General features: G+C 69.5%; 14 protein-coding genes. 4 read left to right on the forward strand and 10 right to left on the reverse strand.

Annotated features, from left to right (window positions below; all coding sequences use genetic code 11):
* Positions 1-41 precede the first annotated feature (41 nt).
* Positions 42-2837, forward strand: coding sequence for an ATP-binding protein (locus tag IF54_RS0129580; RefSeq protein WP_030324200.1), 2796 nt, complete (start codon positions 42-44; stop codon positions 2835-2837).
* 449 nt (positions 2838-3286) lie between these two features.
* Positions 3287-3811 (forward strand): hypothetical protein, encoded by a 525-nt coding sequence (locus IF54_RS0129585; protein WP_234439091.1) that lies wholly within the window; start codon positions 3287-3289, stop codon positions 3809-3811.
* A gap of 408 nt (positions 3812-4219) precedes the next feature.
* Here the strand turns inward: IF54_RS0129585 and IF54_RS0129590 are convergent, their stop codons facing one another.
* The 7 genes from IF54_RS0129590 to IF54_RS0129620 all read right to left on the reverse strand — a co-directional run bounded on the left by IF54_RS0129590 (position 4220) and on the right by IF54_RS0129620 (position 11816).
* Positions 4220-4753: a Pycsar system effector family protein gene (locus IF54_RS0129590; RefSeq protein WP_030324205.1), complete on the reverse strand. Its 534-nt coding sequence runs from the start codon at positions 4751-4753 to the stop codon at positions 4220-4222.
* A gap of 46 nt (positions 4754-4799) precedes the next feature.
* Positions 4800-6182: a DUF4407 domain-containing protein gene (locus IF54_RS0129595; protein WP_234439092.1), complete on the reverse strand. Its 1383-nt coding sequence runs from the start codon at positions 6180-6182 to the stop codon at positions 4800-4802.
* On the reverse strand, positions 6175-7248 hold the full coding sequence (locus tag IF54_RS0129600; protein ID WP_030324210.1) for a hypothetical protein: 1074 nt from the start codon (positions 7246-7248) through the stop codon (positions 6175-6177). The genes IF54_RS0129595 and IF54_RS0129600 overlap by 8 nt, the downstream gene beginning before the upstream one ends.
* On the reverse strand, positions 7245-9509 hold the full coding sequence (locus IF54_RS0129605; protein ID WP_234439093.1) for a hypothetical protein: 2265 nt from the start codon (positions 9507-9509) through the stop codon (positions 7245-7247). Before IF54_RS0129605 ends, IF54_RS0129600 begins: the two co-directional genes overlap by 4 nt.
* On the reverse strand, positions 9502-10269 hold the full coding sequence (locus IF54_RS0129610; RefSeq protein ID WP_078852155.1) for a hypothetical protein: 768 nt from the start codon (positions 10267-10269) through the stop codon (positions 9502-9504). The genes IF54_RS0129605 and IF54_RS0129610 overlap by 8 nt, the downstream gene beginning before the upstream one ends.
* A gap of 135 nt (positions 10270-10404) precedes the next feature.
* Positions 10405-11028 carry a Crp/Fnr family transcriptional regulator gene (locus IF54_RS0129615; protein WP_234439094.1) on the reverse strand — a complete coding sequence of 208 codons (624 nt, stop codon included), beginning with the start codon at positions 11026-11028 and terminating at the stop codon, positions 10405-10407.
* 284 nt (positions 11029-11312) lie between these two features.
* Positions 11313-11816 carry a hypothetical protein gene (locus IF54_RS0129620; RefSeq protein WP_030324218.1) on the reverse strand — a complete coding sequence of 168 codons (504 nt, stop codon included), beginning with the start codon at positions 11814-11816 and terminating at the stop codon, positions 11313-11315.
* Positions 11817-11931: 115 nt separating this feature from the next.
* Between IF54_RS0129620 and IF54_RS0129625 the strand changes: the two genes are divergently transcribed.
* The gene (locus IF54_RS0129625) at positions 11932-12147 is read left to right on the forward strand and encodes a hypothetical protein (protein ID WP_030324219.1); all 216 of its coding nucleotides are present in this window, start codon (positions 11932-11934) and stop codon (positions 12145-12147) included.
* A 14-nt stretch (positions 12148-12161) separates the two neighbouring features.
* Here IF54_RS0129625 and mgtA read toward each other — a convergent pair whose 3' ends face one another.
* Positions 12162-14768, reverse strand: a complete 2607-nt coding sequence (mgtA, locus tag IF54_RS0129630; RefSeq protein WP_037820771.1) for a magnesium-translocating P-type ATPase — start codon at positions 14766-14768, stop codon at positions 12162-12164.
* Between the two features lie 232 nt (positions 14769-15000).
* The gene (locus IF54_RS0129635) at positions 15001-15372 is read right to left on the reverse strand and encodes an ArsR/SmtB family transcription factor (RefSeq protein WP_030324224.1); all 372 of its coding nucleotides are present in this window, start codon (positions 15370-15372) and stop codon (positions 15001-15003) included.
* A gap of 398 nt (positions 15373-15770) precedes the next feature.
* Here IF54_RS0129635 and IF54_RS0129640 point away from each other — a divergent pair, with 398 nt between their 5' ends.
* Positions 15771-19952: a hypothetical protein gene (locus IF54_RS0129640; protein WP_030324226.1), complete on the forward strand. Its 4182-nt coding sequence runs from the start codon at positions 15771-15773 to the stop codon at positions 19950-19952.
* Between the two features lie 332 nt (positions 19953-20284).
* Here IF54_RS0129640 and IF54_RS0129645 read toward each other — a convergent pair whose 3' ends face one another.
* Positions 20285-21526: an amidohydrolase family protein gene (locus tag IF54_RS0129645; protein ID WP_030324229.1), complete on the reverse strand. Its 1242-nt coding sequence runs from the start codon at positions 21524-21526 to the stop codon at positions 20285-20287.
* Positions 21527-21662 lie beyond the last annotated feature (136 nt).

The raw sequence follows: 21662 nt of genomic DNA on the forward strand, positions 1-21662 counted from the left end.
CGCTCCAGTACCACCCACATAGCGAAAGGAACGTCCGTCCCGTGGCCGGCCTCAAGAGTTGGAACGAGATAGCCCCTCCGCACCTCGACATCGTCAACGGCTCGTTCGATGAGGCGCTGTTCGCCGCAGACCTGGGCTTGGTCAGCAAAGGAGAGGGCCCACAGGACTACCTCGATGCCCAACTCTTTGTTGAGAAGACATATTTGACAGCAAATCTGCGCACCGCTCTTGTAGAGATCGGGAATCGACTGGCCGGCAATCCCGCCGCCAAAGCAGTACACAGAATGCAGACGGAATTCGGTGGCGGAAAGACCCACACCCTGCTGTCCGCGTACCATCTCTTTGGCAACGCCCGTGCACTGTCACGCACCCGACTTGCCCGCCAGCTCTCATCCTCCATCAAGGATGGCCGCCTTCCGCAAGCCACCGTCGTAGTCCTCGACGGCTCCGCTCTGACCCCGGATCGCACCAAGGAGAACCGCTCCCCGGCACGCACCCTGCTCGGTCATCTCGCCTTTCAACTTGGCGGGCAAGAAGCGTACGAGGGTGTTCGCGCGGAGGACGAGGCCCGCCAAGCGACCTCCACCGCTCATCTGGTGGCCCTGCTCAAGCGCTACACGCCTTGCCTCATCCTGATGGATGAGACCCTCGAATACCTGGCGAAGACCATCACCGCCGATGGCGACCAAGGCGCTCTCACCACCAACACTCTCGTCTTCATCAAGGAGTTGACCACGGCGGTCGCCAACACCCCCGGCGCCTGTCTGGTCGCGACCCTCACCGCTTCCCACCTCGAAGATTTCACGGGTATCAACCACGAGGATCTGCTGGAGCGCTTGGCAAAGATATTCGGCCGGACCGAGAACGTCATCACGCCCGTCGAAGGCGATGACATCTTTCCTGTCCTGCATACCCGGCTGTTCCAGAGCACCGGTACTCCAGCCCAGCGCCGTACCGTCGCGGACGCTTACGGCGACTACTACGCCGAGCAGTTCGGCGACGCTTTGCCAGCTGTATACCGTGATCCGGTCTACCGCGATCGCATCGAGGCCGCTTACCCCTTCCATCCCGAGCTGATCGACCTGCTCACCCATCGCTGGGGCTCGCTGTCCGGCTTCCAGCGCACACGCGGTGCCCTGCGCACCCTCGCGCACAGCATCAAGGCTCTCCATGCGGAAGGGCGCATCTCCCCCCTTATCCACCCGGGGGACATCCCTCTCCATGACCCCGGCGTGCGGGCTGAGATATTGAAGATCACCGGTGGTTCCTACCTGGCGGCTCTGAACGCCGACATCATTCGCGAGGACTCGCGAGCCCGCATCGAGGACCAGCGCCGTGGCGGCGAGGTCGAGAAGCTGAGGCTGGCGACCAAGCTCGCCACGACAGCCTTCGTCAACTCCTTCGGCTCCGATAAGGTCCCGGGGGCATCCGACGCCCAGATGACCGTCGGTGTGGGCCGACCAGGGCTGTCTCGCGGCGCTCTCGAAGATGTCCGGGACACCGTCAAGAATGTCGCCTGGTACATGCGCTACGAGGGTGGCCGCTACCGTTTCACCACCGAACCCAACCTGAACAAGGTCATCGTCGAACGCGAGAGCGCCGTACCCGAGGACGCGATCGCCGAGCTACTGGAAAAGGCCACCAAGAGTGTGGTTCCGGCCGCGTCCCCCTGGCGCACCCAGACAGACGTCCTAAGCTCTGCGGACGTCCGCGACGAACCTCGCCTGACACTCGCTCTGCTCGATCCCGAGCACCGGGTCGAGCCTTCTGACCCAGGCGCCGTCAGGGACGCAGCCCACCGCATCCTGAGCGAATACGACCAGTCCGGCCGTACCAACAAGAACACGCTGGTCCTGGTCGCTCCCGACACCGGCGCCCTCGGCCGTGCCCGCGCACTGGCACGAACCTTGGCAGCGATGCGGGAACTGCGAGACGACGTACACCGGCTGAAGCGGTTCAATCAGGAACAGCAGGCCGACCTTCGTGAAAGGGTCGTACGCGCCGAGGACCGACTCCCCGGACTGCTCACCACGGCCTACCGACATGTGTTCTTGCTGGCCAACGGCACGGGCGGATCCCCGCCCACCACACAGCACCTCGACCTCGGGCTCCCCCGCGCCAGCGAGACCGTCACCTCCCGGGTCACGGAACGCCTGCGGTCAGGTGACGGACTGCTGGATAGGCTCGCTCCGGCCGCATTGTTGTCGGACCGCTTCGACCTGCTTCCGGCAGACGTGGAAGCGGTCGAGATAGAGGACCTACTCAAGGCGTTCCGGCGCTTCCCCCGGTTGCCGAAGCTCGCCTCTGTCGAGGTGCTGCGCGACTGTCTCGCGGAGGGGGTCAGGCGTGGAGTCTTCGGCCTCGTTTCGGGAGCCACCTGGCAGGCAGCCGACGCAGTGATCCGCATCGGGGAGGAGATCTCTCCAGATGAGATCGACTTCCAGCCCGGCACGTGGCTGGTACGGGCCGCACGCGCCCAGGCCCTGCGCGGCCCTGAGGCACCTCCTGCGCATCCTTCTGACACGAGTAGCCCGCGGACAGGGACGTCTGTCGCCCACGGGACCAGAGAGCCGACGACCTCAGAGGTACCAGCGCCAAGGCCGCCCTCGGCAGGCCCCACTGGTCTGCGACTGCACATTGCGGATGTCCCGGCCGACAAAGTTCGCGATGTCGTAAAAGTGGCGGTTCTGCCTTTCGCCGCGCAGGGCGCCGAGGTACGCGTGGAACTGAACGTTTCCGTTCGATCCTCGAAGCCGATTCCCCCGCATGTCATTGACTTGGTCGTCGAGGAGGGCCTCGGTCAACTCGGCCTCCGGGCCGAGACGCACGAACAATAAGTGGCGACGTCGGCGATGCCGCCGTGTGCTCCCGGGCCGCACCGACAGCCGTCGCCGCCGAACCGCGCGCGAGACGGCGCATAGACGCGCTGACGGTTACCCGCTGGGAGCCATCTGGGAGCCAACCCGCTCCCCAAGCCCCTTCCAGACCGCCCGAGACCACCCCACCCCAATACCCTGACCAGGCAAAACAGCAAACCAGCCGGTGTCGATCACACCCGACCCTCATTCGGGACGAAGAGGTCGTGGGTTCAAATCCCGCCACCCCGACACAGGTCAAAGGCCCATGTGCGTGATCGCACATGGGCCTCTGTCGTGCCCAGGGGGCCAAGCACGGGGCCAATGGTTGTCGATCAAGACCCGAGCAGGCCCAGGATCCACTAAGGCTGTGCCTGGACAGATACGCCGTGTTGGTGGCTGTAGGCCTCGCACCCAGTTGGATGACCGGCATGAATGCTTCCGCGACAGCAACGAGCGTATTGCTGGTGATAGTCGGTGCCGGCGCAGGTCTCATCCCCACATATCTGATGGAGAGGAGAAAGGAACGGCACGCTCTGGCGGTCCGTTGGGACGCGCCGCTCTACGACCTGTGCAAGGAGTGTGCCGCCTCGGCGCGGCAGTTCGTTCATCTGGTCCGCCGCCTTGACCGAGTCCCGGACCCGGAGGACCAGCGCAACAGGATCGACAGTGAGCACGCTCGGCTCCGCTCCGTGGTGCAGCAGCTGCGCATCCTGGGCACGGCTGAGCTCCAGCAGGCTGCCCGGGAGGTGGAGCACCACGCCTGGTGGGTGCGCGCCGTGCACGAGGGCCGTCCGGACGAACTCAGCGACCACTACGGTGGCCGTTCGGCGGAGGAGAGGCTGAGAGACGCAATGCACCGATTGTTCGTGGCAGCACGTCGCCAGCTCGGTGTCCGGGATCCCGACACCGTGGTCCCCGACGATCCGATCGATCCCAGGCGTCCAACCCCCTGACTTTGTCGTGGGCGGGTTCCGGGGGCAGTGGCCCCCTTCCTGCCTGTCAGGTCTGCTGCTTCGGCTACCTCCGCTACTGCTCGGGAGGAGGGCATGATCCAGGTAGCGGAGCGGGGAAGCGGCAGCGGCAGCGGACGGAGCCGCTGCCGGCCCCGGGTTTGTAGCCGCGGGGCCGGTAGCGGATGAGGCGTGGCAGTAGTGGATACGGAGTGGCCTGCCGCTACCCGGAAATCGCCTCTGAGCTGCCCGGCAGTGGAGGAGGCGGAGGTAGCGCACATTCAGCGGGGGTGGGCAGTAACGCTGCCGTGCGTCGTGAAAGCCGCTCCCGTAGTAGCCCTTCATGACGCCCCGCCGACCTTGATGTTGCAGGCCGCTCTGGGATGGTCCTCCACGCCCACCCGTATACGGCTAGGTCGAAACGCCGACCACTATGCCGAGGAGCGTGAGCACACAGAAGGCTGTGCCCCACACCAATGCCTGGCGAATGCAGCGGTACTTCGTCCACGTGATGTGAGACAGGACCACGAGTTGGCTCAGATCCCGAACCAGGGGGTCCGTGCGCCGGACCGTCTCCTCCAGCTCTGCGGCCGACCTCGCCAGCCTCGCATCGCCGAAGTAGTGCGTGCGTGAGTCCTCAGGGGCCCCGAGCCGCGGGGCAACGGCCACGCCCAGTAGGACCAGCGCAGGTACACAGGCGCCACAGCCCACCCACAGCAGAAGCTGCGGGACGACCGGATACTGTCGCGGTGAGACGACACCGCTGCCGATCGCACCGAGCAGCGCGGTCAAGGCAGCGCCCAGGAAGGCCAGCATGAGGCCTGCCTTGCTGTCTGCCCTGACGAGTTCCTCACGGCTCTCGGACAACAGGACTCTGGCGAGTTCCCCGCTGCTGCCGGCGGCACCGTCGGCATCCGGGGCCACGTCGTCTCCGGGTGTGGTCATCTCTCTACCCTCCTTTCCCTTCCTTCGGTGTCAGGCGGCCCGCCGATCACACCGTCGACGAGCGACGGATCTCGTCCTCGAGGGCGTTCACCGCCTGCCGTACACGGATGTTCATGGCGGCCGTATGCTCCCGCAGCGCTGCTTCGGACTCGGCGCGGTGACGCCTGACCTCCTGCTCGATGGCGTCCTGGGCCATCTCGAAGTCGGCCGTCGCCCGACGCTCGGCCAGCCGGATCTCCTCTCCGTGGATCTTGACCGCACTGTTGCTCTCGCTGGTGAGCATCCGGTCGTACGCCGTCTCGCCGCTCAGGTACTTCACGAGTACGGGCAACACGTCGAGAAGCACGAACAGGAGGCGGACCAGCCAGACACCGACGAACAGCACGGGATTCCCACCGGCCAGATCGTCCAGGGCCCGGATCCGTTCCAGGACCCCTATCTCCTTCTGCTTGGCGCGTTCCTCGTCCAGGCGACGCTCGATGCCCTCGGCCCGGGTCTTGAGGAACACGCCGCGTGACGAGGTCAGTTGAGCCTCGATCTTCGAGATGCGGGTGTTCATGCCGAGGAGTCGCTTCTCGTTCTCACTGGTGCGGTGGGTGGTCCGGTAGTCCTCAGCCTTGTCGCGCAAGCGAAGGCACTCCGACGTCCTCTGGTACAGGCCTGTGGCAGCCATGCGGATCAGTCGTCGGCACTCGTCCCGTACCTGGGAGTCGATGCTCTCCAGCCTGCTGGTGTCGCGGTCCACTCGCTTCTGCAGGACGGCCGCGTCCGAGCGCAGAGCGACGAGTTCCTCGGCACGCTCGCCAGGCGTAGCACCGAACGACAGGACGTACGTCCTGTCGCATCCTTCCGGGGTGGTGGCCTGCGTGGTGGACGGTACGGGGTTGCAGCGGACCAGGTCCGTGCGCAACTCGTCAATGGCGTTCGTACGCTCGTCCGCGACATGCTCCTCTATGGCTGTCTGGAAGATGCGCAGCACCAGCGGCTCGGCGATCACCGCACCCAGCAGCAGAGCGATCAGCAGACGCGTGAGGAGAGGTCCGACCCGTCGCCGCGCGTTCGGCTGGGGGGTGACCAGCCAGCGGTCGAGGTTGAGCACGAACAGCATCCAGATGACCGTCGGGACGAGGGCTGCGAACGACACCCTGCCGAGTGCCTCGGTGGCGAAGTTCCACATGGAGAACGCCGCGATGACGGAGGTGCCGAGCACCACTCCGCCCAGGGCCGTGTACTTGCTCCGCTCGTACCTGACCTTGTCGAGCAACTCCTCGTCGACACCTGTCAGGGTGCGCAGAGCTCGTGCCGCGTCGTACCGGGCCGGGTGAGGGCCGGCGTGGCCGGATGCCTCGTCACCGGTGTTGCGGGCAGATGCGCCGTACGCCCCCGCCCTGCCGGAGTTCGTCCCGGGGGTGGTCGGAAAGTCAGTCAACGAGCTCGTCCTCGTCCTTGACGAAGCCACCCTGCTGGTCGCGAGATCCGTCCCGACCCGGGGCCGTGCGACTGGGGCGTGGGGAGCCCGACTCGACCATGCGGGTGCCGTCCGGAGCGGCTTCCACGCCGGGTGCCCCCTGGTTGCCCATCTCTCGCAGGACTTGGTCCAGCGCCTGGTGATAGTCGACGTACTCGTTGCCTGCCATCTGGCGCACCACCGCCAAAACCACCTCATGGCGTATCTGGGCCTGTGCCGACTCCAGCGACTGCCGGTGATCCCGCTCCGCCGTCTCGGCTGCGTGCCGACGGGCCGACTCCTCCTGAGTGATCCGGTGAATGCGCGTCGCCACCTCGGTGACGTCGATCTCCTTGCGAGCGATTCCGAAGGCGTCCACGTGCTCGGATCCCTGAGAGATCAATTCCGCGATCTTGAGCGCGTCCTGCGTCTCGAAGTCGCGCTGCCCGCGCTGTAGTTCCCACGACCGCCGCTCATCGCGCAGTTTTTGCTCCCAGTCACGCAAGTCGTCCGACGCGTGCACCTCGGCGCTGACGAACTCGACGCTCATGCCCGCCACACGCGGGGGGACGATCGCGCTGTAGGCGGTCATCCGGTGGCCGGCCTCGGTGCGCACCGCGTTGATCTCCTCCACCCGGTGCCCGGCGCTCACCCGCGGCAGGTCGTTGTCGCCCATCAGATAGGCACGCAAGGGAACCGTGACGTCGATGACGCCCTGCCGGGCGACGACGGTCGGGTCGGTGACCTGGCAGGTGAAGGACGCCCTCAGCGTGAAGTGGTCCGCCTCGCTGATGGACGGCAGTTGGCGCTCCACCTCGACCAGCCGTGCCCGAGTGTCGACCAGGCTCACCGAGGACGCTTCGAGCACGTCGGGGTGAGAAGGATCGAACACCATGCCCTCGGGGAACGTGCGGTAGTTCCCACCTACTCGGAAGACGTGGACCGCGCCGGGCGGCAGCGGCGGCACGTCGTCGCGGCGGCGACGCCGAGACCACCAGTTTCCCTGGACCGTGGCCAGGATGTGCTCGGCTATGACCGGGTAGTTCACTTGTTTCGGCCTCCTTGAGCGGAAGGAAAGGGGAAGGTGGACATGGGGGGCGGGGCGGAACGCCGAGCAGCCGTCGGTACCCGGCCGCGCAGGGATCCGAGAAGCACCTGCGCCAACCGGGCGGCGCCGGGGATCGCGTAGTCGGGATGCTTCAGAGCCATCGACAGGTGGTGGTGCAGTGCGGTCCACTGCCTCGGGCTCATGGTGTTCCGCATGGCTTCGCCGAGTTCGCGTACGACGGCTGTGACGGACGGGTCGTCCCGCAACTGCACCAGCATCCGGCACAGTGCACTCAGCGCTCGGCTCCGGTGCGTGCTGTGCAGAACGTCCGTCCAGAGCGACGCGAGATGCCGGACGCTGCCCGGGACGCCACGCAGGAGGGCCGCGGTGACAGGCTCAGCGGCGTCCAGGCGGGCGGCTTCCAGGATCTGTACAGCGATTCTCAGCGCGACCGAGTGCTCCCGCGAGCCCAGGGCCGTCTTCGCGAGCAAGGTCCGAACGTAGCGCAGGATCAACAGGGCACGTTCGGGATCCCGTTCAGCGGTCTGAAGGAGCAGGACCAGGGAGCGCCGGGCCGAGAACGCGACCCGCTCACCTCGATTCCCCAGGAACCAGAGCCAGTTGAGCGCGTCCAAGCGGTAGAGCGAACCCAGGCGGCCCGTCAGTGCCATGGCGGCGGTCACCGCACGTCCGGCACCACGGTTGTCCACCCAGCTCTGGACGGTGTTCAGGGCCTGCGGGGCGAGATGCTCCACATCGCACATGAACTGGAGTGTCAGCGCGGCGGTCACCCGCTGGCTGGTGATGCCGTCGGACCACACGGTGAGCAGGTTCTCGTCGACCTCGACCAGTGCGTACCGGGCCAGGAGCGCGACACCGCGGGCCACCTCGGTCCTGGTGTCGAGGTCACCCAGCAGGGCCAGCTCGCCCAGCCATCGGCGCAGCGGATACCAGAGCTCGTAGCCGTACAGGTCGTGCAGCTCCGCGATGACGAGTTCACGGATGCGTGGCGATCTGAACACCAGGCACCGCTCGCTGCGACCGGCATCCCGGCTCGGGCCGAGCCGGTGCTCGGCCGTCACGAGTCCCACCGCCCGTTCTCGCCAGCGGGCCCGGGACTGTCTGACCACCACACCGCTGGTCAGCGCCAGGGCCGGGCCGTCCGGCTCCGCAGCCGGAGCCTCGCCGCTCTGCTCCCAGTTGCGTACATGAGCGGCAAGGGCGGCGCACTCCTTCTCGAAGGTCCGCTCCGGAATGCCCTCCAGGAAGGCCAGGGCAGCCAGCGGAAGCAGATCCTCAGCGGTCGGAGGCTTGCGGAACCACTGCTGGACCAGCTCCTGGTCCCGGTCGCGCAAGACGTCGAGAGCTTTCTCCGCGCCCTCCTGGGAGAGAGTCCTAGCCGCTGCGACCACGTCAGTAGGCCGGCGCTGTTCGCGGATTCGTTCAAGCAGCTCCTTCTCGGTGTCGGGATCAAGGTCGACGTGCGGGAGACGCCCCATGCAGTGTTCGAACAGTTCCTCGGGATCCGGGGCCCGCCACGGCACGCAGCGGTGTTGCAGCGCCAGCCGCCGACCAGCCGTGTCGCCCGCCGTGATCACCAGATACGACCCTTTGCGGCCGAGTTCCTCGCTCAACCGCGCGATGTCGTACGCCTGCACGGCCTCCGGACGCAACTCGCCCACATAGTCGAGGATGACGTACCCCTGCCCCGGCTTGAGGTCGCGCGAAACGGCCAGCTCAGCGAGGGCATTGGCAGGCGACAGACTGCGCAGCTTGGCCTCGGCGCCCAAGATCCTCTTGAGTAGCGCAAGGGCGCCCGCACCCCGGCCGCAGTTGTCCCGGCCGGTCAGGACCACAAGGGCGTCCTGGCTCAGGGTGTCCAACGCTTCGTCGAAGCACGGTTGTGGCGGAAGGTAGAACCGCAGGGTGCGGTCCACCTCCTCGGGCTCGATGGTGCCGGGAGCGAGCCCGGGAGACGTTCCGGCGCCGAAGCCGAAAGCGGCTCCCGAGGCGTCGACGACCCCGTAAAAATTGTTGTTGACGAGCCGATGGACTCGACTGAGGTCGTCATAGCCACGGTCGTCCTCCTCCCGCTCCTCCCGCTCCTCCTGCTCCTTGCGCCGCCCGAGGTCTGTAGCCGGCTCGGGATTCGCTGCTATGGCGTCCTTTCCGACCGGCGGCGCGCTGCCGCCGTCGGGCGGCGCAGCCTCCTCCGCCGGGGCTGGGGCGGAGGGTTCGGCCGGCTCCGAGCCATCAGTCACCGGCACTCCCGAAGCCGAAAACAGCGCCCCGGGCATCCACCGGACCGGCCACGTTGGTCACATTGATCCTGTCGGCCCGGTACTCGTTGTCGATCACCGGTCCACCAGCGGTTCCGCTGATGGCCTGTGCATACCGGTCCGTTGACGTCCCCGCCCCCGCCGATGCCGTGGGTTCCTCCGCCTCCACGAGCCCGGAGCGGGGTGGGGCGACCGTCGGTCGGCCGTCGGCCGGCACCCACAGCCAGGCACGGGCCTCGTACTCCTTCACCCGCACACTGACGGGGGTGAAGTCCGCCGGGGTCAGGGTCGTGTGACCGCCAAGAACCGTGGATCGGAACACGTCGTCCGACAACAACAGCGCCAGGTCGGCGCCAGGATGCGTGGCCAGGGCATCGTAGAGCGGGCTCGCGTTCAACAGGCGAGCCGTGGCCACCACCGCCGCGCCGGCGAAGCCGTTGTCGGCCAGCTCGACCGGTCCCTGGTGGATGACTGCCCGAAGCCGCATGCGTGCCGCGGAGACTCGCTGGGCGTTGTACTCGCGCAGCTCGGCGACGAGATGGCGGATGTAGTCGTCGACCAGACGCGGCTCGGTGCCGTCCAGGCGACGTACGGCGAGCTGCTCGTCTCCCTTGCGCTGGATCTGCCACTGCGCGCGGTCCATGCCCGCGTTCCTGGCCGCGCGATCGAGAAGCCGCGGCAGGTCGTGCTGGGTCTCGGACTGTCTACGGTCGTTCTTGCCGCCGTAGGCCTCTGCGTCCACGGCAAGGCAAATGCAGGGATGGAACCCGGACCACTCAAGCACCCGATCATTCCTCTCTGGGCAGGCGGTGGGCAGACACTGCCCACGAAGCGCGTGCCGGAGAGGCTAGGAGAGAGCGGGTGAACTGATCCCGTATCAATACGGGTTGTCGGCCACTACTTTGGCGAATTCGAGCAGTTTCGGAACGTCACAGATGGTTATGTTTCGGTAACTGCGTTCCACCAGGCCTCTGGCTGCCAGAGCCGCCAGACTCTTTTCGGCCGTGTTGAGAGCCAAGCCGGCCAGCGATGCCAGTTCTTTCTGGGTGAGGGTCACACCCAGGTCGAACCGCTTGCCGTCGGCGTTCGGCACCGGCTGGGCGTAGGCCTGGCACAACTCAGCCAGGACGCGGGCCAGCCGGGTCAGCGAGTCGTATGCCTGGAAGTCGATTCTCCGTCGGTTGGCCCAGCGCAGCCGGGCGCACAGCATGTGGAGGATGGCCCGCATTGCGTCCGGGTGACGAGTGAGGAAGGATTCCAGCGCCTGTACCTGGATGATCCGCGCGGTCACGTCACTGCACGCGACTACCGTGCCGGATCTCGGGCGCTCCTCGAAGGCTGCCATTTCCCCGACCAGGTCGCCCGCTATGCGGACGGCGAGCAGCATGTCGTAGCCGCTTTCCGCGCTGCCGACCACCTTCACGACGCCACTCGTGATCAACAGTATGTGTCGGCTTTCATCACCCTGGTGCAGCAGCGCGCGATGCGGCGGATAGGTCATGGGGGTGCCCTGCCCCAGAAGTTCGTCACGTGTCGCAGGACGCAAGCGGCCGAGAAAGGTGGACGGCGGCCACACGTGATTCACCAGCACCCCCGACGATCTCGCTTTACGGCTTAGCGCCGTTCACATACGAGACCATGCTGACGTGGCACCGTTCGGCGACGAACAGGCGGGACGACATGTGGCCTGTTTCCTCGCTTAGCAGCCGGAATTGACCGAAGAGACGTTCTTTACAGGAACGGGCGGCCCGGCGTGCGGAGTGCCCGCGGAGAGGTCGTGTTCTCCTATGTGACCCCCGGCCCCCGAGCCGACGTCCAGAACGTCACCGTCGGGCCGTACGCGCCGTCCTCCTCGTCCGTCACCTCGACCTTGATCTCGCGGCCGGGGTAGCGGGTGGTGAGGAGCGCCTGCCAGGTTTCGCCGAGGGCGAGGGCCAGTTGGGGGAGTTCCTCGGCCAGGTGGTCGTCGTCGGTGAGGGGGGTGTTGGTGAAGAGGGTCCAGAGCTCTACGTGGTTGGCGACCGACTCGACGCGTTGCCGGTCGCCGGACAGGGTGGTGAACCAGGTGTCGACGGTGGACCGGGTGAAGCGGTCCTTGAGGAAGATCGCGCCGCGGTACTCCACCGTCTCCGGGCAGAACAGCCAGGCCGCCGCCAGGACGAAGCGCAGGCCGCCCTCGAAGTCCAGGTAGTGGGACGGGGTGAGGTCCTCGTCGTTCCAGTCCTTGCGCCAGCGCGTGAAGAAGGCCGGCAGCCTGCGGTCGGACCACGACGGGCGGGTGCTGCTCACGAGGTCTCCAGGGGGAACATCCGCGCACTCTACGGCCACTCGCAGCCGATCCGAAGCTTGCGCAAGCCTTAAACTGTCCGCTGTGGACGCAGCGGAGACAGGGGAGTCGGGCGGCATGAGCGGGTGGGAAGTTGCCGTGCTCGATGGTGGGCCGGCCGACGGGATGCGGGTCAAGGTCGCCGACCGGCCCCGGGTGGTGCAGGTGACGTACCCCTGCCGGGCCGAGGGTGCGTCGGCCGGGGTGCGGGTCGAGGGGGTCTACGTCTATCGGCTCGACCACGGGGTGACCGAGGAACCGCTGCGGTACGGGTTCGACATCGCCTGCCCCTGAACTGAGCCCCACCTTCAGACGACCGGCGGCCCACCCTCCTGCCGTGCTCTCGCCGTCATCAGGCCCGCCGCGTACAGGGTCAGGACCGCCGCGAGGAGGCCGTAGTAGACGCCCGGCAGGGGGCTCAGGCCGAGGCGCTCGCCCGGTGCGGACATGGGCAGGAACAGGCCGGTCGCGGCCAGGGCCGCTGCCGACCAGGTGACCGGGCCCGGGCGCCGGCCGCTCGTGCCGCGGGCGCCGAGGGACAGCAGGACCATCACCACGGCCTGGGTGAGCAGGTTCTCCGTGAACCAGCCCGAGTGGAACAGTGCCTCGTCGTCTCCCGGGCCGCGCAGGGCGAAGGCCAGCACGCCGAAGGTCGCCAGGTCCGCCACGGCGTTCAGGGCGCCGAAGCCGACGATGAAGCGGAGCAGCGCCCGGGGTTCCAGGACGGTCGGGCGGCGTAGCGCGGACGGGGCGGGACGGTCGTAGGCGAAGGCCAGTTGGGCCGCGTCGAAGCACAGGTTCTGGACGAGGACCTGGGCCGGGAGCATCGGCAGGAAGGGCAGGAGCAGGCCCGCGGAGAGCATCGCGATCACGTTGCCGAGGTTGGAGGAGAGCGTGATGCGCAGGTAGGAGGCGATGTTGCCGCCCGCGTGACGCCCCGCGGCGACCGCGTGGCCGATCGCGGTGAGGTCCTTCCCGGCGAGGACCAGGTCCGCGTTGTCCCTCGTCACCCCGGCCGCGTCCCGGGGGGCGAGGCCGACGTCGGCGGTGCGCAGGGCGGGCAGGTCGTTGACGCCGTCGCCGAGGAAGCCGACCGTGTGGCCGCCGGTCTGGAGGGCCCGGGTGATCCGGGTCTTGTGTTCGGGGGTGCAGCGGGCGAAGACGGTCGTACGGCTTGCCAGGTCCGTCAGTTCGGGGTCGGTGAGGGTGTCGAGGCGGTCGGCGGTGAGGACGTCGGCGACCGGGATCCCGAGGTCGCGGCAGGTGCGGACCGCGGTGCCCGGGTGGTCGCCGGTGAGGACCTTGACGGTGACGCCCCGCTCCGCGAGCCCGGCGAGGGCTTCGGCGGCGGTGGGGACGAGGTCGTCCCGGAGGGTGACCAGGCCCCGGAAGGTGAGGCCGCGTTCGTGGGGGCGGGTCCCGGCGGGGCGTTCGGCGGTGGCTACGGCGAGGACGCGCAGCCCGTCGGCCGCCTGTGCCTCGGCGAGGGCGCGCAGGCGGGTGCGCTCCTCGTCGGGCAGGGAGCAGCGTTCCAGTACGGCCTCCGCGGCGCCCTTGGTGATCAGGGTGTGCGTGCCGAGCCGGCCAGGGACGCGGACGACCACGGTGGCCAGGCGGCGGGCCGGGTCGAAGGGGAGGGCCGTGACGCCGTCGTACGCCATGAGGGCGTCCTCGTCGGCGGTGGTCAGGAGGGCCTCGTCGAGGGCGTCGGGGGTGGGCAGGTCGGCGAGTTGGAGGGACCACCAGGCGGCGGCCGCTGCCCAGCGCAGTACCTCGGGGTCGTCCTGGCCCCTGGCGTTCAGCGCCCTGTCGACGACCGGGCGGTCCTGGGTGAGGGTTCCTGTCTTGTCGACGCACAGGACGTCCATGGCGCCGATGTCGTGCAGCGCGGGGAGCCTGCGGACGATGACGTCGTGGGTGCGGGCGAGGAGGGCCGCCCCGCGGGCCAGGCAGGTCGTGACCAGGACCGGGAGCATCTCGGGGGTCAGGCCCACCGCGACCGCGACGGCGAAGGGCAGGGTCTCCAGGCCCCGGCCGCGGAGGGCGGCGTTCGCCATCAGGACGAGGGGCGGGGTCAGCAGGGCGAAGCGGATCAGGATCCAGGAGACGCCCTGGACCGAGCGTTCGAAGGAGGTCGCCGGGGGTTTGCCGGTACGGCGGTGAGCCGCGGCGAAACGGGTGTCGGCACCGGTCGCGGTGACCACGGCGGTGGCGCTGCCGGAGGCGACGCTGGTGCCCTGGAAGCAGAGGTGGGGCTGCTGGAAGACGCCGGTGCCCGCGGTGCCGGTCCCGGCGGGGTCGCTCTCACCGGCGGACTTCGGCACCGGGGCGGACTCACCGGTGAGGGCGGCCTGGTGGACGGTGAGTCCGGTCGAGCGCAGCAGTCGTACGTCCGCGGGGACCAGGTCGCCCGGGCCGAGCCGTACGACGTCGCCGGGGACGAGTTCCTCGACCGGGATCTCGCGGGTCGCCGGGGCGCTGTCCTCGCCGGCCCGGCGCTGGACGGTGACCGTGGTCGCCACCAGGCGGCGCAGGTCGGCTGTGGAGCGGTCGGCGCGGTGTTCGCCGGAGGCACGCAGGACGCAGCTCACGGCGACCAGGAGGAGGATCACCGAGGCGGTGCCCCAGGCGTAGACCGCGGCGGACACCAGTCCCAGGCAGAGCAGCACCGCGGTGAACGGGTCGCGCGCGCTCCGGGCGAGCAGCCGGGCCCAGGAGGGATCCCGGGTGTCCGGCACCCGGTTCTCCCCGAACCGCCCGAGCCGCTCCTCGGCCTGTCCCTCGGTCAGTCCTCGCGGCCCGGCGTCGAGCCCACGGAGAACTTCGAGGAGGGTGGGAACGGGGGTGGGGGTGAGCGTGGACTCCGGGGCCTCGAGAGAAGGAGTGAGCTGAGGAAGGAGCGGCCCCGCAGACACGGACGCCCGCTCGCTTGAACCCGAACCCGAACCCGGACCCGCGCCCGAACCCGCACCTGAACCCGAGCTCGGACCCGAACCCGCACCTGAACCCGAGCTCGGACCCCCCGCACCACCAGCCCCGGCCACCGCCCCCACCCGGTCCGGCTCGCCCGCCTCCCCCGCTCCCGGCCCACCGGGCCCTCCGCCGGACCCGACCGGTGGTGTGGGCTCGAGGTGGGGCTTCGGGTGGTCAGACACCGGCCTCGTGGAGCCGTGGGGACGACGTGGCGGCGGAGGTCTCGCGAGCCGTGAGCTGGCCCACCATGACGCGGACCACCGTGACGATGTCCGGGTCGTCGACGTAGTAGACCTGCCGGCGGCCCTCACGGCGGGAGCGGACCAGACCGGCGAGCTTCAGCTTCGCCAGGTGCTGGCTGACCGCGGGGAGCGCGCCGCCCACCCGGTCGGCGAGGTTCGTCACATCGCTCTCGCCCTGGGCCAGCGCCCACATGAGGTGCAGCCGGGCCGAGGAGGCGAGGAGTCCGAACACGGCGGCCGCCTCGGCGAGCACCTCAGCCGAGGGGTCCTGGAAACCGCCGACGGCACCGACGCCCTTCGCCACAGCCTGCTCCCGTCCTCCCACGTCGATGACGAACGCCACCTGACGTCCGCACTCACGGATGTTCGCAAGTGTAGGCGCGGCACAGTGACCGCCCCGCTTCGTCCGGTACCGGTCCCTCCCCTCGTGGGGACCGGTACCGGAGGAAGCGAGTGACCGTGGGGGGAATGTGGCGCAAAACTTCCGGCGCGCCGGGTGGCGCGCGGGCCGCCGGAACGGTGGCCTGGAGGTCGGTGGCAGGGCGTCGCCCGAGGGCTGCGCCGCGGAGTGATGATCCTGCCAGCCGAGGGGCTCCATGAGGAGGTTCCGGTTCCGGAAGCAGTGCGTTGCCGCAGGTCAGCCGTATAGGGTGAGTTTTCCGGTCCGGATTCAACCGCGAGGGAAGTAAGGGGTGGAAGACCTTGAGTTCCGACTCAGGGACACGCACGGCCTTCGCGGAGCGTCTCGCCCTGCTGTACCGGGAGGCAGGGAATCCGCCCCTCAAGCGGGTGTCCGAGGGCGTCGGCCGGCTCCAGCGGGTCGACGAGCGCGGGCGGCCCGTACGGGTGTCGGCCCAGCGCATCAGCGACTGGCGCCGGGCCCGTAACGTACCCGCTCAGTTCACCGCGCTCGCGGCCGTGCTGCACATCCTCATTCCCGAAGCCCGTCGTCTCAGTCCCACCCCCGTCTCGCCCGGACTGTACGACCTCACCCAGTGGCAGCGGCTGTGGGAGCGGGCGGTCGCGCCGGAGGAGGACGAGGGGGCTCAGCAGGCGGAGGCTCCGGCCGGTGTCTGCCCCTACCGCGGTCTGGCTCCCTACCGGCAGGAGGACGCCCGCTGGTTCTTCGGCCGGGAGCGCAGCACGGAGGCGCTCGTCAAGCTGCTCCGCTCGGCCGCCGAGAACGGCACGGGCGGTCTGGTGATGCTCGTGGGCGCCTCGGGCGCGGGCAAGTCCTCGCTGCTCAGCGCCGGACTGGTGACCGCCCTGGAGGAGGGCGCGCCGGACGGGGAGGGCAGCGGCCGGACCGTGCTCCAGCTGGTGCCGGGCGCCGATCCGCTCGCCGAACTGGCCCGCCGTATACCCGAGCTGGCTCCGGTCGTCGCCGAAACCGGCATCGGCGCGGCCGACGGCGACACGGCCGGCTCCGGCCCGACGGGCCGCTCTCCCGGTGCCACCGGTTCCGGCCCGACGGGTCGGCCCCACGGTTTCGCCGGCACCGGCCCCACGAACCGCCCACCCGGACTCACCGGCACCGGCGCAGGCCCCACGGACCACCCTCCCGGAACCACCCGCACCGGCACCGGCCCCACCGATCCCCCTCCCGGTTTCGCCGACGCCGCGCGGGACGCGGTGGCCGCGTGGGCTCGGCGCGAGGGCGCCACCGCCCCTCCGGTCGTGATCGTGGACCAGTTCGAGGAGGCGTTCACGCTCTGCTCGGACGAGGCGGTCCGGCGTACCTTCGTCCAGCTGCTGCACGCCGCCTGCACCCCCGCCGGGCCGGGCGCCGAGGCCCCCGCCCTGGTGCTCCTCGGCATCCGCGCCGACTTCTACGAGCGCTGTCTCGACCATCCCGAGCTGGCGGACGCCCTCCAGCACCGGCACATGGTGCTCGGGCCGCTGACCGGCGGGGAGCTGCGTGAGGCGGTGACCGGTCCGGCCCGGGCCGTGGGTCTGGAGCTGGAACCGGGGCTCGCGGAGCTGATCGTGCGCGAGGTGAGCGCCGACGCTCCGCGCGGGGGCGGCACCTCCCCCGCCTTCCGGACCGCGGGGGAGCACGGCGCGGGTGTGCTGCCGCTGCTCTCGCACGCCCTGCTCGCGACCTGGCAGCGCCGCAAGGGCGGCCGGCTGACCGTGGCCGGCTATCGCGCGGCCGGCGGTATCCAGGGCGCGGTCGCGGCGACCGCGGAGCGGGCCTGGTCCGGTCTGGACCCGGCGGCGCGTACGGCGGCCCGGTTGCTGCTGCTGCGGCTGGTGCGGCTCGGCGAGGACACCCAGACGACCCGGCGGCGCGGTACCCGGCGGGAGCTGGCCGCGGAGTCCACCGACCCGGGCAAGACCGAGGAGTCGCTGGAGGCGCTGGTGCGCGCCCGGCTGGTGACGCTGGACGCGGAGACCGTGGAGATCACCCACGAGGCGCTGCTGACGGCGTGGCCGCGGCTGCGCGAGTGGATCGACGAGGACCGCAGCGACCATCTGCTGCGCCAGCGCATCGAGGAGGACGGCCGGTTCTGGGAGGGCTCGAACCGCGACTCCTCGCTGCTGTACCGGGGTTCGCGGCTGGAGCAGGCCCGGACGTGGGCGAAGTCCGCCGGGGACACCTATCTGACCCGCAGCGCGAGGGAGTTCCTGGCCGCCTCGGTCCGGCTGCGCCGGCGCACGGTCCTGATCGCCCGGGGCGCGGTGTCGGCGCTGGTGGTCCTCGCGATGGTGGCCGTGGGATCCGCGGTGGTCGCCTGGCAGCAGCGCAACGACGCCGTGTTCGAGCAGGTCGTCGCGGAGGCGGACCGGGTCCAGTACACGGATCCCTCGCTGTCCGCCCGGATCGACCTGGTCGCGCACAAGCTGCGCCCCGACGACGAGGGCACCAACACCCGGTTGATCTCCATCGTCAACGCGCCGCTGGCCACCCCGCTGTCCGGCCACACCGGTGCCGTGTACCTCACCTCGTTCAGCCCGGACGGCAAGCTCCTGGCGACCGCCGGCTACGACCGGACCGTACGGCTGTGGGACGTGCGCGACCGCCGGCACCCCGAGGCGCTCGGCGCCCCCCTCGCCGGTGGCACGAGCTGGGTGAGCAGTGCGGTGTTCAGCCCGGACGGCAGGACGCTGGCCGGTGCGGGCGACGACGGGCAGATCCGGTTGTGGGACCTCCGGGATCCCGGGCATCCGAAGTCCCTCGGCACTCCCCTGACCGGCCATCGCGGCACCATCTACCTGATCGCGTTCAGCCCGGACGGGCGCACGCTGGCCTCCGCCGGTGAGGACCGGACCGTACGCCTGTGGGACCTGGGTGACCTGGCACGGCCGAAGCCCCTCGGGGTCCTGACCGGGTCCGGCGCCGCGGTGCGGTCGGTGGCGTGGAGCCCGGACGGGCGCACACTGGCGGCCGGGGGCGATGACAAAACGATTCGGCTGTGGAACACCGCGGACCCGCGGCATCCGAAGGCGTACGACCGGGCTCTCGCGGGGCACACCGGTCTGGTCCACTCGGTCGCCTTCAGCCCGGACGGGACCGCGCTCGCGAGCGGCAGCGCGGACGACACCGTCCGGCTGTGGGACGTGGCCGACCCGTCCGCGGCTCGCCCGGTCGGCTCGCCGCTGACCGGTCACGCCGGCCCCATCTGGTCCGTGGCCTTCAGCCCCGACGGCAGCACGCTCGCCGCGGCCAGCGCGGACAGTACGGCGAGCCTGTGGAACGTGAGCGACCCGGCGTACCCCTCGCAGGTCGGCGAGCCGCTCGCCGGGAGCAGCGGGGAGATGTACGCGCTGGGCTTCAGCCCGGACGGCCGCACTCTCGCCACCGGCAGCGGCGACAGCAGGGTGCGCCTGTGGTCGATCCCGCGGGGAGACATGGTGGGCAGCAGCGGGGCGTTCCGGCGCGACGGCAAGGTGCTCGCCACGTCCGGGCGGGACGGCCGGATCCGGCTGTGGAAGGTCACGGACCCGGCCCGGCCGGTGGCGCTCGGCGAGCCGTTCACCCCCGAGGTGCGCGACCCGGACTCCCGGGTTCAGTTCTCCCCCGACGGCCGCATCCTCGCGGTGCTCGCCGTCGGCCGGGTCCACCTGTGGAACGTCACCGACCCGGCCCACCCGGTCCCCTACGGTCCGGCGCTCGTGCTGCGCTCCCGGTTCATGGGCCCGGACGCTCTGGCATTCAGTCCTGACGGACGCACCATGGCCACGGCCTACGACGGCCGCACCCTCCAGCTGTGGGACGTCTCCGATCCGGCCCACCCGGTCTCCCACGGTCCGATCGCCGGTCACCGGGGGTACATCAACGGCCTCGCGTTCAGCCCGGACGGCAACACTTTGGCCAGCGGAAGCGCTGACGGCACGATCCGGCTGTGGAGGATCACGGGCCCGGGCCGTGAGACGACGCCGCTCGGCAGGCCACTCACCGGGCATGACGGGCCCGTCAACGTGGTGGTCTTCAGCCCGGACGGGCACACCCTGGCCAGCGGCGGCAACGACGACACGGTCCGGCTCTGGAACGTGGCCGATCCCACGCACGCCGCGCAGACGGGGGCCGCCCTCATCGGGCACACCGAGGCGGTCGTGTCACTGACGTACAGCCGCGACGGCGCCAGGCTGGCCAGTGGCGGCAACGACAACACGGTCCGGCTCTGGGACGTGGCCGACCCGTCCGCGGCCGGCCCCATCGGGCAGTCGATGAGTCCCAACGCCAAGACCGGCAACTTCCTCTCCTTCAGCCCCAACAGCCGCATGCTCGGTGTGTCCAGCGGCTCCGACACGATCCGGCTGTGGGACCTCGATGTCGACGACGCGATCGACCACATCTGCGCCACCACCGGGAACGTCCTGAGCCGCCAGGAGTGGGAGGAGTACCTGCCGCGGCTCTCGTACGATCCTCCGTGCGCCTGAGGCATATGACGTGATCCCGATCACAACTTCTCCCCCCGGCTGAGCAGTCCGCTCCCGCTGTTCCATTTGCCTTGTTAGTCTTGGCCACAGCCCGACCGCTGGTGCATCCCCCGTCGCCAGCGGTCGGGTCTTTTCGTTCCTGGCCGAGGCCTACGCCTCGATGTCGCACAGAAGCTGCCCGAGGGGAGTCGCCCGCACGTTCGCACTCGCGCACGCGAGCAGTCCGTGCGTGAAGCTCCCGGACGCCGACGACCTGCGCATCCCGGCACGCTCGCCCGTGACCTGGCCGCGCTTGAGACCGACCCCACGCCCGACCGGTCCCGCGGCTGCGGCTAGCGGTCGAAGTCGAGGCCGAGCATGCGGATCGCGTTGCCCCGCATCAGCTTGTAGATCACCTCGTCCGGCAGCCCTGCCACATGCTCCTCGGCGACCTTCTTGGTGTGCGGCCAGGTCGAGTCGACGTGCGGGTAGTCGGTCTCGAAGGTCGCGTTGTCCACGCCGACGGTCTCAATGGCCTCGATGCCGTGCCGGTCGCGGAAGAAGCAGCAGAAGATCTGCCGGTAGTAGTACGTCGAGGGCGGCTCCGGGATCAGGTCCTTGACCCCGCCCCAGGCCCGGTGCTCCTCCCAGACGTCGTCGGCGCGTTCCAGGGCGTACGGGATCCAGCCCATCTGGCCCTCGCTGTACGCCAGTTTCAGGCGGGGGAACTTCACCAGCACCCCGCTGAACAGGAAGTCCATCATCGAGGCCATGGCGTTGTTGAAGGACAGGGACGCCTGGACGGCGGGCGGGGCGTCGGGTGAGGCGGCCGGCATCTGGGAGCTGCTGCCGATGTGCATGTTGACGACCGTCCCGGTCTCCTCGCAGGCCGCGAAGAACGGGTCCCAGTAGCCGGAGTGGATCGACGGCAGTCCCAGATGGGTCGGGATCTCGCTGAAGGTGACGGCCCTGACGCCGCGTTCGGCGTTACGGCGGATCTCCGCGACGGCCAGCTCGACGTCCCACAGCGGGATCAGGCACAGCGGGATCAGCCGGCCGCCGCTGTCCCCGCACCACTCCTCGACCATCCAGTCGTTGTAGGCGCGCACACAGGCGAGCCCGACCTCCTTGTCCTGGGCCTCGGCGAAGGTCTGCCCGCAGAAGCGCGGGAAGGTGGGGAAGCAGAGGGATGCCTCGACATGGTTCATCTCCATGTCCTCGATCCGGGCCTTGGGGTCCCAGCACCCCTTGCGCATCTGCTCCCGGGTGATCCCGTCGAGCGTCATCTCGTCCCGTGAGAAGCCGACGGCCGCGATGATCCGCTTGTACGGGAAGAGGAGGCCCTCGTACTCCCACCAGTCCGTGAGCTGCCCTTCCGGATCGGTGGTGAACCGGTACTTCCCGCCGATGTACGCGAGCTCCCCGATGCCGGCGGTGAGCGGCTTCGGCCCCCTGTCCCGGTACTTGGCCGGGAGCCAGGTCTCGAAGAGGTGCGCGGGTTCGATCACGTGGTCGTCCACGCTGATGACTCTGGGGATGTCCCTGCTGCCAGGTCCGGGTCCGGAACCGGTCCCGCTCTCGGTGGTGACGGCCATTGCCTGCCCCCTAGCCGGTATCTGATGGGTCGTCAGATTGCAGGCTAGGGGGAGGGATCGGCATCGGCAAGGGGCGAGTGGGGGGAGCCGGGGGCACGGGGAGCGGGGCGGTGGGGTGAGACGGGGTGGGGTGGAA

The sequence above is a fragment of the Streptomyces sp. NRRL B-3229 genome (assembly GCF_000719505.1).
Taxonomy (GTDB): domain Bacteria; phylum Actinomycetota; class Actinomycetes; order Streptomycetales; family Streptomycetaceae; genus Streptomyces; species Streptomyces griseorubiginosus.

Coding starts and splice junctions, on each gene's coding strand:
- IF54_RS0129585 (WP_234439091.1), top strand. CDS start 3,287: ATGAATGCTTCCGCGACAGCAACGAGCGTATTGCTGGTGATAGTCGGT.
- IF54_RS0129590 (WP_030324205.1), bottom strand. CDS start 4,753: ATGACCACACCCGGAGACGACGTGGCCCCGGATGCCGACGGTGCCGCC.
- IF54_RS0129615 (WP_234439094.1), bottom strand. CDS start 11,028: ATGACCTATCCGCCGCATCGCGCGCTGCTGCACCAGGGTGATGAAAGC.
- IF54_RS0129625 (WP_030324219.1), top strand. CDS start 11,932: ATGAGCGGGTGGGAAGTTGCCGTGCTCGATGGTGGGCCGGCCGACGGG.
- IF54_RS0129645 (WP_030324229.1), bottom strand. CDS start 21,526: ATGGCCGTCACCACCGAGAGCGGGACCGGTTCCGGACCCGGACCTGGC.